Genomic DNA, 15827 nt, shown 5'->3' with positions numbered 1-15827 from the left:
AGAGTATCTGTAATTTAATTACAAAGAACTAAAAAATTGCATTATAAGTTGTCTTGTTCCTACCATAGCCTTATCCTTTTTTCGTAGAATCACAATTCTTGTTTCTAAATCTGATGGAGTAATATCTGTATTTAATCACCATTCAAACTATTTCGTATAAAGGAGATATACATTAGAGATTGTGAAATCATTGTAGCTGCCTCAGGTGGTGCTCCTGACTTTGAAGCCGTAATGGAACGTTTCATGTCCAAAAAGTCAGCTCATAAGATTGTCTACTGTGTCTTCGATGTTATCTACAAAGACGGTCAGTCAATTGCCTCTAAGCCGCTCACTGTGGGTAAGACAGTTCTGAATTTACTTGAACTGAATCATCCTAATGTCTTTGTTATCGAAGAATTCAAGGAAACGGACTAGCTTACTTGCCTTTGCCAAAGAAAAAAATTTAGAGGGAATCGTGCTCAAGAAAGCTGACGCCCCTTATGAAATTAATAAACGTTCTCATAATTGGCTGAAAGTGATCAATTATGATTAAACCGAAGTTCTTATTGCCGGCACACCAAAAAAGATATAAAATTCCTTCTATCCAATCCCGATGGAACTGCAGCTGAGTTTATGGAATTCATGCCACATGCAGAACGAAGTAAGGCCCACTCTATGAAACAAGTAAAGTCTGAATCTGATGAATATATATTTATTGAGCCTATTTTATGTAAGGTTAAGCACAGATTTAAGACTAAGCACGGTAAACTCCGCATCCCTTCCTTCGAATCCTGGAGAGTCTAATCTCTCCGTTACATAATGTCTTCTAAAAACAAGTTCGCAAATTTTAATTCTGCATCTACAATTTACCTTCGTATACATCGATAATTCTCCATTTTTTAAACATATCGCAATACCATGTAACTGCATATTTTGCTTGTTCCAATGAAGTAGTGAAAGCTTCTGCATCTCCCGGACAGGCTACTTCGACATATGGGTGTTCTAATGATCCGCTCCCATTATGTTTCAAAAAGAATTCCGTTTCGATGTTTTGAATGATAAACACAATTCCTCCTTCATAATAAAATAACTATTTTATTTTGTTCCGCAAATACTGTTCTTTAGCACCTTTCTCCCAAATATCAATTTACATATAATTACATCGTGTTCCTAATACAAGAATAGGAGATGACAATTATGAAGTTTAAAAAAATGTTTGCAGGTTTGCTTTTGCTTACGTCTTTAATTGTTTTTACCTCTCCATCCCATGCAGCAACTTCTTCAGTGAATAATAAAGAGAATGTTCAAATCCAAGCCGATCAAATGGAAATGACTGTTGTGAGATACTATACTAGTGAAGAAGCTCGTAATTGGCTTCCATATCAGATCGAATATGCTGAGAACGGCTGGTATGGAACGTTGACTGTGGATTTAAAAACTTGGGAAAAGCAACCTGATGGCAGATATCGAGTTGAGTATAAAGGGACTGTCTACTTAAGCCATTGATCTAAGGGGCGCTTAATCCCTTAGATCTTTTACTGAATCCCAATCAAATGTCTCTAATATTTTCATTAAGCGCTCAACTTTTGGTGCTCTCCAAGCTGTCATAGCGTATGTATGTACCTTTTTAGTGTAATGGTGTCGATTTCTTTTGATATGTTCTTTTGCTTCTTTTTTTGTCAGAAATATAGTGTTAGGAACAATAAATGATTCTTCTATTTCAAAAATCGGAAAAGTTTCATCATTAACATTTGGAGCTATCCATTCCAGCATTTCGCTTTCATCATCCAGGTCATAGAGTTCTCTAAGCTCTTCAAGCATTTCTTCTGTGTACATGTTGTATTTATCATCGAGAATATCTTCAACATATTCGCTTAACTCATAACATTCGGCTCCATCGGAAGAATAAATGCTTACCCTTTCATGTTCTCCCTCTGTGGTTTCTCTCCTGTAGTCCATCAATGCCCAAAAACGAGGTGCTGCCTGGAATCTGTGTCTTGTGTTCGTAGTTCTTCCTACAGCTCTTTTAAAAACTAATTGCCACCCATCCTAAAAGAAACCCTAAGCCTGGGGCGAAAACTCACAAACTTTGTGAGGCAGAATTAAAGATTTTAAGGAATCACAAAGGTGAAATACGAGGTTATGAGATTCAAAAAAATGACAATTTCGAAAGTCCTTCTGAATGAGGGTTTTTTTGTTTAGTAATTGGTTAAAAATGCATAATAAATAAGGAACATACATTTGATCTGAAGGTGTTGAGAGTGTGAAGCCTGTTATTTCTAAGGAACTTGAAAACTCAGTACATGAAAAGATTATTGACCTATGTATCCATGCAATAGAGTCAAGATTGAAGAAAGCCGAATCAAATAAAGAGCCAGAACTTGTTGAATATTATGAGGGGAAGTTGAAGAAGCCCTTTTCAATAAAAAAGGGGTTGAAAGACTATCTAAGGAAGGAAAACACAAAGATTCAAGAAGTTGTCGTATGTGATGACATGTTTGTGGAGTATCCTTATTATATAAGAACTAAAGAAGGAGATAAAGGAGGGGGGGAGTCAAAGTTTTGGAAGGCTGCTTTAAAACTGCATATGAAGAACAAATTGAAAGAGCTGTAATTAGACGATTGATTTGTCGATATATTCACTTTCTTTTGAAATTTTCTAACAAACCATTACCACCAGATTTCCTTGTTGTGCTATAATTCTTAATATATGGAAAACAAAAGAATATAGGAAAGGGGTTTGAAAGTTGCAAAGCGAAAGTGTAATTCCTTATGATTTAGTAGCTACTAAAATGAATTTTTGGTATAGCAGAATTAAGAATAACGACATTGGTAACGCGGAGAAAGTTAGAAGAGAAATACAACAAGAAATAAATCAAATGGAAGAGAACCAAGATGTCCTTATCTATTACTCTCTATTAGAGTTTAGACATAAACTTATGCTAGCCTACATTTACCCCAACGCCGTCAAAGACATTAAGGAAACCTACGGTGACATCAGGGGCTACATCGGAAACAGAGAATTGAATGGAATGTTAGAATATTATTATTATTTCTTTACTGGAGAATACCATTTCCGACAAAAAGAGCTTACACACTCGTTGACATATTACCGAAAAGCAGAAAAATGCCTTGATACTATAGATAGAGATAATATAGAACTCGAAAAGGCTGAATTTTATTTTAAACTTTCAGAAATATTTTATCATATGAAACAGACTCATTTTTCAATGAATTATGCGATGCATGCATATGACATATTTAAAAACCAGCCGGAAGTTGACGGTTGACGGAAGTGCTACATACGGTGTCCAAAAAGTACGATGTCAATTCATTATCTTCGGAAACTTGGCAGATTGTTATAAATACGACAAAGCCTTGAAACAGGCGCATGAGGCTTATAATGAAGCCAAAAGACTTCACGGAAAAGAAAAGAATCGTGGACATTTATTACGTTCCTCACTGTTTAATATTGGTTTATGTTATAATAATATGGAAGAACTGGACGCGTCTGTTTCCCATCTTTTTAAAGCACTTGAAATAACCAAACCAGAAAACCATGATTTTATGGCAAGAACGTTGTTCCTCATTGCCTATATTAAGGGAAAACAAAAAGACCTTACGGGGGCTGAAACATTTTATAGACGATCACGGGAACTTGCCGAAAAATACAAAAATGACGTAATACTTGCTAAGTTAAAGATGGTGAAAGGGCTGTTCTTATCCGAGGACTTAGGATTAGTAAGGGAAGCGTTCAAGATCTTCGAGTCGAAAGATATGTATCCTGACATGGAACACTATGGTGAGTCGATTGCGGACAGCTTAGTGAACAAAAAAGATGCTTGGGGTGCTACTGACTTTTATCGAATGGCAATTGAGGCAAAAAGACAAATTGAAAGGGGAGTTTAACCATGAAATCAAAATTAGTCATCTGTGCAGTTCTTTTATTAGGTCTCGTAACTACGGTAGGCGCTTCACTTGTTAGCCAACAAAATGATACGATCAAAGTCGCGGAAAGGGCTGAAACTTAATATTAATTACAATTGGTTTGAAGGATTTCGTTACAGAAAAGTATTGAAATAGCTGAAAGAATTGAAACTCAAAATTAAAAATTTTATTAATGAAACCATCCCTTTAACATAAGTAAGGAGATGGTTTCTTTTCGTTTCCGCCGTCATTCTTTCTTCAGTATGACCAAAAGTATGTAATGCATACATTTATTCTTGAATTTCACTTTGCGAATCACCAAATACAGCCAATACTGAAGACTGCAAAATGACAAGAAGTATGAATTGAATATAATCAATGGTAAAGCAACGACACTTGTAAAATTGCATAATAATGTTATATTAGTTACATTAAATGAAATGTGTTGCATCTTGGGACATGAAATATAAGTATACATTTTATTAAGCAAAAGTATTGCAAATTGGTTTTATTTTATAAAATAAAAAAGACCCGACTGCAGTTGAGTCAGTGAGTACAAAGTGGCCCAGCAAGGGCTCGGCTCTAATATTGTGTTTGAATAGGCTTTCCTTGTGAACTTTGTGAGGGCTCAAGGGAAGTCTATTTTTTGTTTATATACGACAACAAGGCAAGAATTAAAAATGCCAAAACCGATCATTATAGAAATCGCTTCCAAAGTCGTCATAAACATCACCTAGAGACACTGCCCTGGTAAGTTCAGCATAAGAATGTTTATAATGAAATTGAAAAGAAATATACGTTAAATTCCCCTGTGTTATAAGCAGTTTTTACTGAAATATGGTGCAAGAATGATAAGTGAAGATGGTGTTTATTTTAAATCATTAGAGCAAGACACATGGTCAGAAGATAAATTTCAAGTGATGAAGTTCTTTTACGGCTTGGGAGAAACTGAACTTGATCCATATACAAGATAAATACCTATGCAGATCGTTTTCTGGAAGGTATTATTCCTATTGTAGGTTCTCCTTTTGGAAATGAAATAGCCTATAGGCTAAAGTAGATGGCATTGGGAAAATTTGTTTTTGGGATCATGAATACAGATCATCAGAAGGGTGCTTTTTCTTGCATGCGGACTTGTTTGCAGACTTTATCAAAAGCCTTGTCAAAAAGGAAGAATAATGTTAAGAGCTGGTAGGTGATTTTATGATTTCCGATTTATTGCAGCATATTAAAGAGGTTGAACACCACTATCAAAAAACTTTTATATCTGCAAACGAAGAGAATATTCAATTGGTTAAGGACTGGGTGTCTAATAACATTAGACATGGTCTTTGGGTTGCTGAATATGAGGATTTCTTAAACAAAGTGGATGGTTTAGAGTTTAATGGCTTAATCATCTACAATACTCAAGCTGATGACAATAACTATGGAATTATTGCTGCTAATGAGATATGGCGCGAAAACCAATGGGACAACGAATACTTGTTTTTTGGAGACTCTGATATCTCTTGGTACTGCCTAGATATTGATAAGAACGTCTTTGTAGAGTTGGATAAGCCAAGTGGCTACGTAGTCGGTGAATTTTCAAGTTTCAATGAAATGATCGAAGAGGCAATAACCAGTGTATTAATTTAAGACCCTGACCAAAAGCTGAAATTGCAAAGTCGTTTGAGAAAAATAAACCAGAAAAACCAACTACACCAATTATTTCAGCTTCATCCTAACCTGGAACGAAAGCTCACAAACATCGTGAAGCAGCTTTAAAGATTGCAAAATCAACAAGGTAAAACATGTGGCTATGAGATTCAAAAAGAAACAGGAATGTCAATTCTTGATATGACGACTTTTATGCAGGGATTAATGAAATATCGCCCTGAAGTGTAAAAGACATACCGTGGTCGTTATGTTCTCAGAAAAAGAAAAACAAACACAATTACCGCAAAGTCCTTCTAAATGAAGGCTTTTTTGTTTAAGAACGATTTAATGATGTGAAATTTAGGAAACGCAAGTTTGTTTTTAAGGTGTTGGAAGTATGATTATTCCGAAGGAACTTGAAAATGCCATTCATAAAAAGATCATTATTGATCTGTGTATTCATCCAATGGAAACAAGGATAAAGTAAGCTGAATCAAATAAAGATATAGAGCGTGTTGAAATATTATGAGGATAAGAGACAAAGAAGCTCTTTATATATAGGAATTAAAGAAGGGGGGATAAAGGAGCGAGAGGCAAAGAAATGGAAGTCTGCGTTCAAATTTGCACATCAAGAATATATTGAAAGAGTTATAAACATCATTGTCTATTTAACTTAAATTTTTCTTAAACAATTTCTGCTTGGCATTGACCCATAAACCAAAAATAGGATATGCTTAAAAAATACAAGATGTAAAAAAGAGGGATTTTGCAAGGGGGATTTAAGAAAAATGGATAGCGCCAATACCGTATGGCAAAAAAATTTCACCTTTCTTTTTTGTTCCAAAATGGTGAAAATAACTGCAGACAGTTTAGCATTCAATACGATTCTATGGTTTTTAATCTTGGATGGGAAAGGGGCTATAGGGACCGCGTTTTTAATCGCTGTAAGTTTTCTTCCCCAGGCAATTTTAGGGCCGATCATTACTCCACTAATGAAAACAAACACATTGAAGTTCTGGATGTTCTTTGCGGACTTAACCAGAGCGTCATTGATGTTCATTATTCCAATATGCTACTTCAATGGTTTTTCTCCTTTATGGTTTATCATATTGCTGATGCTGGTTCATTCTGCCACAGGAGCTTCGTATGATCCTGCTTCTGTTTCTTTAATTCCGAAAATTGTGAAAGATGATCTCATTCAAAAGGCAAATGCGATAATACAATCTGCGGGGCAAGCAGTTAAGCTGGGAGCGGTTACACTTTGCGGTGTATTGATTGTATTGATTGGTGCAGCTCATACGATGCTCATTATATTGCCGCTCTATATAATATCAGCTATGTTGGTGCTGTTCATTAAATATAACGTTAGTAAGAATCGAGTGAATGCCCTGGCAGCACAATCACATGAGCCATATATAAACAAGCTAAAGAGAGGCTTTATGCTTGTACGGCGCCATCATATTTTATTTCCTTTGGCCATTTTTTGCGTATTTTTGAATTTAGGATCTGCACCGTGGGAAGCATTGGCAGCAGTCTACATAGCGGAAGATTTAAACCAAGGGGCAATTATTCACTCTATAGTGAGAGTTTTGACTACCAGCGGTGCGTTTGTGATGGGATTTATCTTAACTAGGGTCAGAGTGAATCGTTATGGTCTGCTTTTTGTTACGGCTGGTATTGTAGAGGGAACGGCGTTTTTTATAACTGGTATGAATTCTCTATTGTTATTAGTGTTCGTTGCGGCTTTTGTGTTAGGAGCGACGATTAGTGCAATAAATGTCCCTGAACATACGATTATTCAAATATCAGTAGACGATGAGGATCAACCTCAAGTCTATACTGTTATACGTATGATTTCATATGTGATGATTCCTATAGGTGCTTTATTAGCTGGGTATGCTGCAACTGTTTTTGGAGCAGGCAAAGTAATCGCTTTTGGAGGATTGGTTGAAATCATAGCCGGGATCGGCATATTGATTTTCACAAAACTTTGCAAAACTCAACGATCAGACTTGTCGCAGGCTAAAGAAGACAGTTTGAAATTATAATTATATAAGTTTTGGATTCTTAATTTTCAGTCGATTGGATACAGTGGAACATATAGTGTCATTTGTGGGAAATATTTGTGTTCAAAAAGATCGATTTTGTTTACCTTGAAATCATTTGGGAAAGAGAAGCATTTAAGTATTTCGAAGAGAAAAAGCTATATCCTGATATGGAGGGGTACGGAATTTGTATAGGTGATGTTTTATCTGAAAAACAAGGTGACATTTTAGGTGCAAATGAATTTTATCGTAAAGCTATTGCATCACGAAAAAAATTCGAAGGGGAGGTTTTCTAAATGAAATCTAAATTATTGATTTTTGCAGTTTTATATTGTGTTTCATAGGAGTAGAGTTAAAACTTGATTTTTAAACATCCTTGTTATTACAACAAAGCTTTCAATGAGCATATAATTAAACGATAGACTGACCTTTTAAATTGCACAAGGGGAGGTCTTTTTTTGCTGGAAATTGAATTTGCAAATTTGATTGTGACCATTTCAACAAATTTTGCGATCCTCATTTGCGACATCTAATATTGAGCTCAAATGATAAAAGGAGTACAACCAGGTTCTTTTGGCATGCAATTTAGTTCCTGAATCCTTCTGCAATTACCCATTAAATCAATATATTTTTATGAAATCCTGCGAATAATCGCGCATTCATGAGAATATCGCATTAAACGGAGGGAGTCAAAAGCTTTTTAAACAAGTGTCGGCTAATTACATAATATTTGGCATTTGAAATGTTATAAAACAATACTATAATGGTATTGAGTTACATGGATTAAGAAGGTTTATAAAACAATATGTGGAATTTTGGTCTGAGAAAATGATTCGGAATGATTTCATCATCTTTTTTTCATATATAAATTTTATTTGGGAAGGGGCAATCGGGAACGAGTTACCGTTTCTTTCAAAAATAGTTTCATCGCTCGCCCCTTCTCAGCCGCTCAAATGTCCTGGAAAGTATAATGATGGAGGGAATGCGGAATTGATATCAATCTTTAGAACATCCCTAATCCACTATTGTTTTCAGAGGAGGAAAATGAAATGAATATTCGAGAAAGCGAACTTCCGGGAATCGGATATAAGTTTGAGATCATTACAAAAAATCAGGATAAGTTGGTTATTGTAATCCATGATGACGGCCGGAGAGAAATTTATCATTTTGATGCTGACGATCATGAAGAGGTTCTGGTTAGTGCTACATTTAACGATTCTGAAGCCAGAAAAATTGCAAGTATATTAGGCGGCATGGCGTATAAACCCCAAGCTTTGGAAACCGTAGACTTTGCTTTTGACGATACAATCATTGAATGGTATCAAGTAGAACCCAATGCACCCGCTGTAAATAAAACCATTGGTGAAATTGATATCAGAAATAACTTTGGAGTTACTGTCATCGCGATTAAGAAAAAGAACATCAAAAAGTCGCTTAATCCGGGGTCGGATACAGTTATTGAAGCTGGTGATACATTAGTTGTTTCAGGGGAAAGACAGCAGATCAAAGAATTAATCAAAAAGCTGTTATCAACCTAAGGAGTGGAGATTATAGATGGATCACTTAGTATTTGAAGTTGGTACGGCACTTGTTATAGTTGCGATTGGCGCTGTTGTTGCAAACAGACTAAAGTTTTCAATCATCCCCTTTCTAATTGTTCTCGGGATGATTGTAGGCCCACCCGCTCCAACGATTGGGGTCATTGATTTAACATTTATCGAAAGCAATGAAATTATTCAATTTCTAGGCCGAATAGGTGTACTTTTTTTACTTTTCTACTTAGGGCTTGAATTCTCTGTCGGCAAGCTGGTCAAATCAGGGCAAAACATCGTAGTAGGCGGAAGTATCTATGTGGCCGTTAACTTCATCTTAGGCCTTCTGTATGGACTTGTCACAGGCATGCCTTGGATGGAGACGCTCATTATTGCCGGACTGCTTAGTGTATCTTCCAGTGCGATTGTAGCCAAAGTTCTTGTCGATTTAAAAAGAACTGCTAATCCCGAAACAGAGCTCATCCTGGGGATTATTTTATTTGACGATATCTTTCTCGCTTTATTTTTAACAACAGTGACGGGCATCTTGCTTGCCGGTTCTACATCTTTCCTCGGTATTTTCACCTCTGTTCTTATTTCCGTTGGTTATATGTTACTGTTCTTTATTATCGCACGAAAAGGTGCTCTGTTATTAAATAAATGGTTAAACATAAAATCAGATGAAATTTTTATCATTGTGATATTTGCGATTTTATTTTTTGTTGCGGGATTTTCAGAAACGCTTCACGTGGCAGAAGCGATTGGTGCCTTATTGTTAGGCTTGGTTTTTTCTGAGACTGAGCACCGAGATCGCATCGAACATCTTGTCGTTCCGTTTAGGGACTTCTTTGGGGCGATTTTCTTTTTCAGCTTTGGATTAAGTATTGATCCATCAACATTAGCTGATGCAATTTGGCTGGCATTAGGCGCAGCTGTACTTACGATTATAAGCAACTTTGCAGCCGGAATGATCTCTGGAAGGAAAGCGGGTTTATCCCATAAAGCCTCTACCAATATCGGATTAACCATCATGGCCCGGGGAGAATTTTCTATCATCGTAGCTAATTTAGGGGTTACAGCAGGATTAAATCCTATTTTAACGCCTTTTACCGCGCTCTATGTTCTCATTTTGGCAGTTGCGGGACCACTTATGGCAAAAGAAAGCAAGAGCTTTTATAAGCATTTAAACAAAATTTTCAAGTGGAGCAAACCTGCGGAAAAGAGAAAAATGAAAGTACCCGATTAATCTATATGCCTATCTTCCCTAATTGTCTACAGTTATTTCACTATATATTTTTTTCTTGTGCGGCAGATTTCATCTGCATCCCGGTTTTTCCTTACTGGTTTGCCTTATACATTCTTGAATGGGACGTAAATCTTAATGAATCCAACAGTTGTGAAATTGTGAATAATTATGAAAAACGATTGTTAAACATAAAAAAGTCCTATACACTATAAGTAAATAATGGTTTTTAGGAGATGGCGAACGTGTTCAATGAAAGAGAGGCGCTCCGTTTAAGACTTGAGCAGCTTAACGATGCTGAGATCAATGTCATGCGCGAACTCCGGGAGGAACGGAATGAAATTTATTCTAAGCTGCGCGAATTAGACAATAGCGAGCCTAACATGATCCACAAAAAACCGCTTTTAGAGTTAGCCAATGCAACTGCAAAACCTTTTGAAAAAAATAAATCAGAGAAATCAGCACCCATTGCTTCATCTTCAATCCCCAGAAGAAAACCCAAACCTGGAACGAAAGCTTACAAACATCGTGAGGCAGCTTTAAAGATTTTAAAGCGCTCCACAAAGGTGAAATAAAAAGCCGTGAGCTTCAAAAAGAAATTGAAAAAGAAACGGGGATGTCAATTCCTAATATGACGACATTTATGCAGGGATTAATAAAATTTCACCCTGAAGTCGAAAAGACATACCGGGGCCAATATGTTCTCAGAAAAGAAAAAGGAAATGCCGTTGATGAAAGTCCTTCTTAAATAAAGCTTTTGTTAGGATTGTTCCAAAAACAAAAGGGGAAGCAATGTGCCGAATGGCGGGGAGCAGATGAAACCTAATTGCAATCCAACAAGGTGAACATGTTCAAGTTATGAAAGTAAAGGTTAGGCCAATCCTTTGACTTTTCCACAATCTCAGACGATTGTAAATTAACTTGTGAATACGTATAAACTAAATTTATTAATGAAGAAAAATAGCTGTAAAGAGGCGGAAGGATGGATCGTACTTATGGATCTTTTATGGTTAGGAATCGGCTTAGCTTTGATGGGCTATTTCATAGGGGATGGATTAAAAAACTTTAAAAGTCCAAAAGCAAGCTCTCCCGGGTACACATCCTTAATAAAAGAAAAGGATCTGCACTTTTATTTAGGATTAAATAAGGAAGAGACTAAGGAATTACTAAGCAAATTTCCTAATGCACCTAAAGTTGAAATAAAGGGAACAACTTATTACCCGTATAAGCAATTTTTAGAATGGATGTCATCAAACGATATTTATAAAAATGAAGGTGAAAGCGTTAATCCGCTTTTATAAACCCTAGACGTAAGACTAAAACGCACTGTCTTTTATCAGTCAGTGCGTTATTTTATAGTAAGAGTGAAAGGGGGGGTAAATCGTGCGAGTTAGAAGGTATCTCTATACGCTGATTCTTTCATCTCTGGCAGCAACATGTGTATATATGATTAACTTAGGATACTTTCATTATATCCCATTGGTTGCTGTGACTATCATTCTTATAATCTGCTATGCAATATTTGCTATACCGGTTCAAGTGTTCTTAAATCGTAATCCGAAGAAATTTAATTTCAAATATTTATTAATCTACAGCTTTGCATCCTTTTTAGTCTGGTACATCTTTGCTATCACAAATAACGCGGACGATGTATTCAGCGTTTTTGAAAATGCTGCGATTTATTTTTACAGTATTACTTTTGCTGCGATCTTTTGGTTTTGGGATTCAGTTTTCCTGCAGATCAAGAGTAATAAAGAGAAAGTGTAAAGGATTCAATAGGAAACACTATACTGCAAGTTTTTCATTAGCAACAGCGCGCAATATTTATTTGGGAGGTTATAATATGTACTTTATATCAGGAGTTATTTCGTTTTTGCTTGGCTTATTCATGCTATTTTCGTTACAGTTGTTTTCTATTGCTTTTCCTAACACTGTGATTGATGGAAATGGCAATAGTGAAGCTTCAGCCTATTTTCAATCATCTGTATTGTTTTATCCTATATTATTCATTATATTGGGTTTGATATTGACTTTTGTCCACTTACGAACAAAAAAGTAAGAAAAGCAAATATAAAACTGACTGGAAGAGCCTAACCATTGCAGAGACAATGTTGAACGAGAGGACTGCATAGCATCAACATTTTGAACGGCTAGATCATAAACTGCACTTTTTTGTCTAACGCTTTAATGAAAAGTTTAATTTCATAGCTTACTCTCTATTCGATTTATCAAAGATCAGGTATTTGGATGAAAAAAGCCTGAAGAGTGAGGGGGCAGCATCCGACACATCCCGCTCAATAAAATGAAGCCCAGCATTGGTTTTAAACGAGAGGCCTTAACTGCTATACTTATAATCAAAGTTGAAATAAAAAAGGAGTTAACACATATGCCATTGCAAATCAAAATCAAATATGCAGACGAAACACAAACGCGCATTTCAAAAATCGAACAGGGTGATTGGATTGATCTGAGAGCTGCGGAAGATGTATCTATTCCAAAGGATGAGTTTAAACTGATTCCTCTCGGAGTGGCGATGGAATTGCCTGAAGGGTATGAAGCCCATGTCGTTCCTCGTTCAAGTACATATAAAAATTTCGGTATCATTCAGACAAATTCAATGGGCGTGATTGATGAGTCATACAAAGGGGACAGTGATTTCTGGTTTTTCCCGGCTTATGCGCTGCGAGATACTGAAATTAAAAAAGGAGATCGGATTTGCCAATTCAGAATCATGAAGAAGATGACTGCAGTTGAATTGGTCGAGGTCGATCATTTAGGCAACGAAAACCGCGGAGGACATGGATCCACCGGAACAAAATAAATAGCCGAAGCTTGATGCCAGGTGATATCTCATGTGGGAAAGGAGAATCGGATCATGACTTCCTTCTGGAATACCCGTTTTCAAGATGAGAACTATATTTACGGAACCGAACCGAATGCATTTTTATCAGAATCCCAGAAAAAGCTCCAGTTATCAGGTGACGCTTTGGCCATTGCGGAAGGCGAAGGGCGGAACGCCGTTTTTTTGGCCGAGCAGGGAATGGATGTCACTGCATGGGATTATGCCGAATCAGGTTTGCGAAAAACTGAAAAGCTTGCCGCATCGCGGGATGTAACAGTTAAAACTGAGCTGGTTGATTTACATGAAGCGTCATGGAAAAAAGATCAATGGGACGAAATCGTATGTATTTTTGGGCACTTCCCAAAAGAATTGCGCCGAAAAACGCTTTTGGGTGTGAAAGAAGCAGTGAAGCCGGGGGGCTTTTTTGTTGCAGAGGTTTATTCCATTCACCAAATTCCGTATAAAAGCGGAGGGCCGCAAGACTTGGAACTTTTATATTCCCCTGAAGAGTTTTTGCAAATTTATGCAGATTGGCGCATTGTTCACTTTTTCATGGGGGAAGTGGTCCGTCATGAAGGGGATTTGCATAATGGCTTGTCTCATGTTATTCAATTTATAGGACAAAAAAGATAAGAGATAATGCTGTTTGATCATCAAATGCCGGTTAGTCTTATGGAAAACCGGCCATTTTTTTGTCCAGATACCTTTGAATTCCGGCGGCAAACACGTCAAATGTTTTTTTGATCGAACAGGATTATGATCACTTCTGCCGAAATGAAAACATACATATCAAAAGCAGGTGGAACGATTGAAAATTTATATCATATCCGGGCCGGCAGGGGCAGGTAAATCGACGATTGCAAAGAGGCTTTCCGAGCAGTTTGACCAGAGCGCTTATATAGAAGGAGACGTCATCAGTGATATGGTTATCGGTGGCTACCGCCCGCCCTGGGAAAGCGAAGAATCATTGGCCTTGACCTGGGAAAACATTGCTGATGTAAGCATTAATTTTATTCAGGCAAATAAGACGGTCGTGATTGATTATGTTGCTTTTCCAGAGGAAGTGGAAGCCTTTTCTCGAAAGGTTTATGCCGAGGTGAAGGCTGCTGTAATTTTTTATGTTGTATTATGGGTTGAAAAAGGTGAATTGTTACGAAGAGACGCCTTAAGGATAAAAAAACATCGGATGGGAACAAGATGTTTGGAATTAGCCGATGAATTCGAAAATAAGGGAATAGATGAGCGTTTTCTATACGATACAACGAACTTAGATATCCCCGCCATCCTCCTGAATATAAAAGAAAATCCTGGATTCAAATATTAAAACGCGTGTGTTACGCTCTTTTCAATCTTGGAAAGGAGACGGTGTATTGCAAAGGGTGTTCGTGCTTATTTCAGTTTTTGCTATTCTAGCTGGGTCCGGATGTCAAACGAATAAAGAAATTGAAGCTCCTGAAAAGGGGCAGAGCATTGTCGGCTATGTAATGTTAAAGGAAGGGGATAGAGCAATCCTTGTTGAGAGTCAGCACAGGCCAAAAAAAGAGGATTACAGGCTCACCGAAAGAGAGATCATTCAAAAATACCGGAACAAAGTGACTGTGTTAGGACTCAGTGACATAAATAACAAAGAAGCGCTTAAACAGAAGCAGAAAGTAAAAGTATGGCTTCACATGCTTAAAGAGTCAAACCCTCCTCAAGCAACGATTCATAGATTCGAAAAAATCAAGGAGTGACCTGCGCACATTACATTGAAATAAGAAGGCCGCATATCAAGGACAAAAAAGAGATGGAACCATTTTTTGGAACGATGGTTACGGATACATTGCCAAAGCAGGTCTATCAGAGCTCATTTAAGATATCGCAAGAAAATCGAAAATAAGAAGCGGCACTTGCAATGTGATTTTGATACAAGCGGGTAGTGCCGAAATTTTTTGATCGCTTAGATAAAATCTGCAATAAAGCGACCGGAACGATTAAATACGCTTCTGCCAGTGAATTGATTTATCAGCGCACAGATGGAGCATTAAAAGAATGGTATGAGATGGGAGCTGTCCATCCGAAACGCGGGACAGGGGGTTGCTTTTAAACGGGATGCTTCCTGAGCAGGGGCATCGAAAAATTTGCTTGGACAGAGGCTATTAGAATGCACAGGAGATATGGAAGAAGAAATTCGGCGAGCCTGATGATTTGCTGAAGGGCGCTGACCATATGATTTGAAGGTTATGGCCTTGTGATGCATCCACCCTATTCCGCAGATAATCGAACCCGGCAAAAAAGGCCCTTTATCAAAGGGCCCCTTCTATTTTAAAACAATAACATGGGGAGGGTAAATGAATTCCAACGGATTGATCTGACAGTTCGTTTTGGGAGGAGTGCAGAGGAGGGTAACACCCATAAGAACTGTTAGCCGGAGGGTGTTATTTCTGCACTTCTCAAATTAAATAAAGTTAAGTGCCCATTTGATTAATAAAATCCTCCGCCGACCCAGCTAGCACCGACGATGATCAAGAGAATGAACAGAACAACAATTAAAGCAAAACCTGTTCCGTAACCTCCGCTCATGTAGTTCACCTCCTTGAAGTACTAGTTTATCCTATGCCCGCAGCGAGCAATTGTATAGATCA

General features: G+C 37.2%; 18 protein-coding genes and 3 pseudogenes. 17 read left to right on the top strand and 4 right to left on the bottom strand.

The genetic code is table 11. The annotated features are described in order from the left end of the window. Positions 1-66 precede the first annotated feature (66 nt). Positions 67-158 (bottom strand): annotated as a pseudogene (locus MHB78_RS13290) (hypothetical protein); the annotation flags it as partial. On the opposite strand from MHB78_RS13290, the pseudogene MHB78_RS13285 reads away from it, so the two are divergent. Then, a pseudogene (locus tag MHB78_RS13285) lies at positions 157-532 on the top strand (hypothetical protein). The pseudogenes MHB78_RS13290 and MHB78_RS13285 overlap by 2 nt on opposite strands. A 306-nt stretch (positions 533-838) precedes the next feature. Here MHB78_RS13285 and MHB78_RS13280 read toward each other — a convergent pair. Then, the gene (locus MHB78_RS13280) at positions 839-1045 is read right to left on the bottom strand and encodes a hypothetical protein (RefSeq protein ID WP_046132776.1); all 207 of its coding nucleotides are present in this window, start codon (positions 1043-1045) and stop codon (positions 839-841) included. A 131-nt stretch (positions 1046-1176) separates the two neighbouring features. Between MHB78_RS13280 and MHB78_RS13275 the strand changes: the two genes are divergently transcribed. Beyond that, positions 1177-1485 carry a hypothetical protein gene (locus MHB78_RS13275; protein ID WP_046132777.1) on the top strand — a complete coding sequence of 103 codons (309 nt, stop codon included), beginning with the start codon at positions 1177-1179 and terminating at the stop codon, positions 1483-1485. A gap of 12 nt (positions 1486-1497) precedes the next feature. On the opposite strand, the gene MHB78_RS13270 is transcribed toward MHB78_RS13275, so the two are convergent. After that, positions 1498-1938, bottom strand: coding sequence for a hypothetical protein (locus MHB78_RS13270; protein WP_231947462.1), 441 nt, complete (start codon positions 1936-1938; stop codon positions 1498-1500). Between the two features lie 304 nt (positions 1939-2242). On the opposite strand from MHB78_RS13270, the gene MHB78_RS13265 reads away from it, so the two are divergent. The 15 genes and pseudogenes from MHB78_RS13265 (at position 2243) to MHB78_RS13195 (ending at position 14936) form a co-directional block, all read left to right on the top strand. Then, positions 2243-2593 (top strand): hypothetical protein, encoded by a 351-nt coding sequence (locus MHB78_RS13265; RefSeq protein WP_046132778.1) that lies wholly within the window; start codon positions 2243-2245, stop codon positions 2591-2593. A gap of 133 nt (positions 2594-2726) precedes the next feature. Further along, positions 2727-3269 (top strand): hypothetical protein, encoded by a 543-nt coding sequence (locus tag MHB78_RS13260; protein WP_315956877.1) that lies wholly within the window; start codon positions 2727-2729, stop codon positions 3267-3269. Next, complete coding sequence (locus tag MHB78_RS13255; RefSeq protein ID WP_315956876.1) at positions 3232-3888, top strand: tetratricopeptide repeat protein; 657 nt, start codon at positions 3232-3234, stop codon at positions 3886-3888. The genes MHB78_RS13260 and MHB78_RS13255 overlap by 38 nt, the downstream gene beginning before the upstream one ends. Positions 3889-5109: 1221 nt before the next feature. Beyond that, entirely contained in the window at positions 5110-5541 is a 432-nt protein-coding gene (locus MHB78_RS13250) for a YrhA family protein (protein ID WP_046132779.1), read from the top strand. 788 nt (positions 5542-6329) lie between these two features. After that, positions 6330-7589, top strand: coding sequence for an MFS transporter (locus MHB78_RS13245; protein ID WP_046132780.1), 1260 nt, complete (start codon positions 6330-6332; stop codon positions 7587-7589). A gap of 77 nt (positions 7590-7666) precedes the next feature. Further along, a complete protein-coding gene (locus tag MHB78_RS13240) occupies positions 7667-7882 on the top strand; it encodes a hypothetical protein (protein WP_046132781.1) in 216 nt (71 codons plus the stop codon). A gap of 753 nt (positions 7883-8635) precedes the next feature. Then, positions 8636-9124, top strand: coding sequence for a cation:proton antiporter regulatory subunit (locus MHB78_RS13235; RefSeq protein ID WP_046132783.1), 489 nt, complete (start codon positions 8636-8638; stop codon positions 9122-9124). 16 nt (positions 9125-9140) lie between these two features. Next, the gene (locus tag MHB78_RS13230; RefSeq protein WP_046132784.1) at positions 9141-10364 is read left to right on the top strand and encodes a cation:proton antiporter; all 1224 of its coding nucleotides are present in this window, start codon (positions 9141-9143) and stop codon (positions 10362-10364) included. 242 nt (positions 10365-10606) lie between these two features. After that, positions 10607-11109: pseudogene (locus MHB78_RS13225) on the top strand (transcriptional repressor Rok). Between the two features lie 247 nt (positions 11110-11356). Beyond that, positions 11357-11662 carry a hypothetical protein gene (locus MHB78_RS13220; protein ID WP_046132785.1) on the top strand — a complete coding sequence of 102 codons (306 nt, stop codon included), beginning with the start codon at positions 11357-11359 and terminating at the stop codon, positions 11660-11662. 82 nt (positions 11663-11744) lie between these two features. Beyond that, a complete protein-coding gene (locus MHB78_RS13215; RefSeq protein WP_046132786.1) occupies positions 11745-12128 on the top strand; it encodes a UPF0715 family protein in 384 nt (127 codons plus the stop codon). A gap of 619 nt (positions 12129-12747) precedes the next feature. Continuing rightward, positions 12748-13182: a dUTP diphosphatase gene (locus MHB78_RS13210; RefSeq protein ID WP_065894529.1), complete on the top strand. Its 435-nt coding sequence runs from the start codon at positions 12748-12750 to the stop codon at positions 13180-13182. A 54-nt stretch (positions 13183-13236) separates the two neighbouring features. Beyond that, positions 13237-13836: a class I SAM-dependent methyltransferase gene (locus MHB78_RS13205; RefSeq protein ID WP_046132789.1), complete on the top strand. Its 600-nt coding sequence runs from the start codon at positions 13237-13239 to the stop codon at positions 13834-13836. A gap of 175 nt (positions 13837-14011) precedes the next feature. Next, a complete protein-coding gene (locus tag MHB78_RS13200) occupies positions 14012-14527 on the top strand; it encodes an AAA family ATPase (RefSeq protein ID WP_052948578.1) in 516 nt (171 codons plus the stop codon). Between the two features lie 55 nt (positions 14528-14582). Then, on the top strand, positions 14583-14936 hold the full coding sequence (locus tag MHB78_RS13195; protein ID WP_157759335.1) for a DUF3221 domain-containing protein: 354 nt from the start codon (positions 14583-14585) through the stop codon (positions 14934-14936). A gap of 730 nt (positions 14937-15666) precedes the next feature. On the opposite strand, the gene MHB78_RS13190 is transcribed toward MHB78_RS13195, so the two are convergent. Next, positions 15667-15765: a YjcZ family sporulation protein gene (locus MHB78_RS13190; RefSeq protein WP_081605354.1), complete on the bottom strand. Its 99-nt coding sequence runs from the start codon at positions 15763-15765 to the stop codon at positions 15667-15669. Positions 15766-15827: the final 62 nt, after the last annotated feature.

The organism is Bacillus sp. FSL K6-0138, assembly GCF_037982765.1.
GTDB lineage: Bacteria > Bacillota > Bacilli > Bacillales > Bacillaceae > Bacillus > Bacillus glycinifermentans.
Note: the sequence above shows the minus strand (reverse complement) of the source record. Positions and strands in the feature narration are given on the sequence as shown.

Bases quoted from the DNA above. Each gene is read 5' to 3' on its own strand.
- MHB78_RS13275 (WP_046132777.1), top strand. From the start codon at position 1,177: ATGAAGTTTAAAAAAATGTTTGCAGGTTTGCTTTTGCTTACGTCTTTA.
- MHB78_RS13270 (WP_231947462.1), bottom strand. From the start codon at position 1,938: ATGGACTACAGGAGAGAAACCACAGAGGGAGAACATGAAAGGGTAAGC.
- MHB78_RS13255 (WP_315956876.1), top strand. From the start codon at position 3,232: ATGACATATTTAAAAACCAGCCGGAAGTTGACGGTTGACGGAAGTGCT.
- MHB78_RS13250 (WP_046132779.1), top strand. From the start codon at position 5,110: ATGATTTCCGATTTATTGCAGCATATTAAAGAGGTTGAACACCACTAT.
- MHB78_RS13245 (WP_046132780.1), top strand. From the start codon at position 6,330: ATGGATAGCGCCAATACCGTATGGCAAAAAAATTTCACCTTTCTTTTT.
- MHB78_RS13235 (WP_046132783.1), top strand. From the start codon at position 8,636: ATGAATATTCGAGAAAGCGAACTTCCGGGAATCGGATATAAGTTTGAG.
- MHB78_RS13230 (WP_046132784.1), top strand. From the start codon at position 9,141: ATGGATCACTTAGTATTTGAAGTTGGTACGGCACTTGTTATAGTTGCG.
- MHB78_RS13220 (WP_046132785.1), top strand. From the start codon at position 11,357: ATGGATCTTTTATGGTTAGGAATCGGCTTAGCTTTGATGGGCTATTTC.
- MHB78_RS13210 (WP_065894529.1), top strand. From the start codon at position 12,748: ATGCCATTGCAAATCAAAATCAAATATGCAGACGAAACACAAACGCGC.
- MHB78_RS13205 (WP_046132789.1), top strand. From the start codon at position 13,237: ATGACTTCCTTCTGGAATACCCGTTTTCAAGATGAGAACTATATTTAC.
- MHB78_RS13190 (WP_081605354.1), bottom strand. From the start codon at position 15,765: ATGAGCGGAGGTTACGGAACAGGTTTTGCTTTAATTGTTGTTCTGTTC.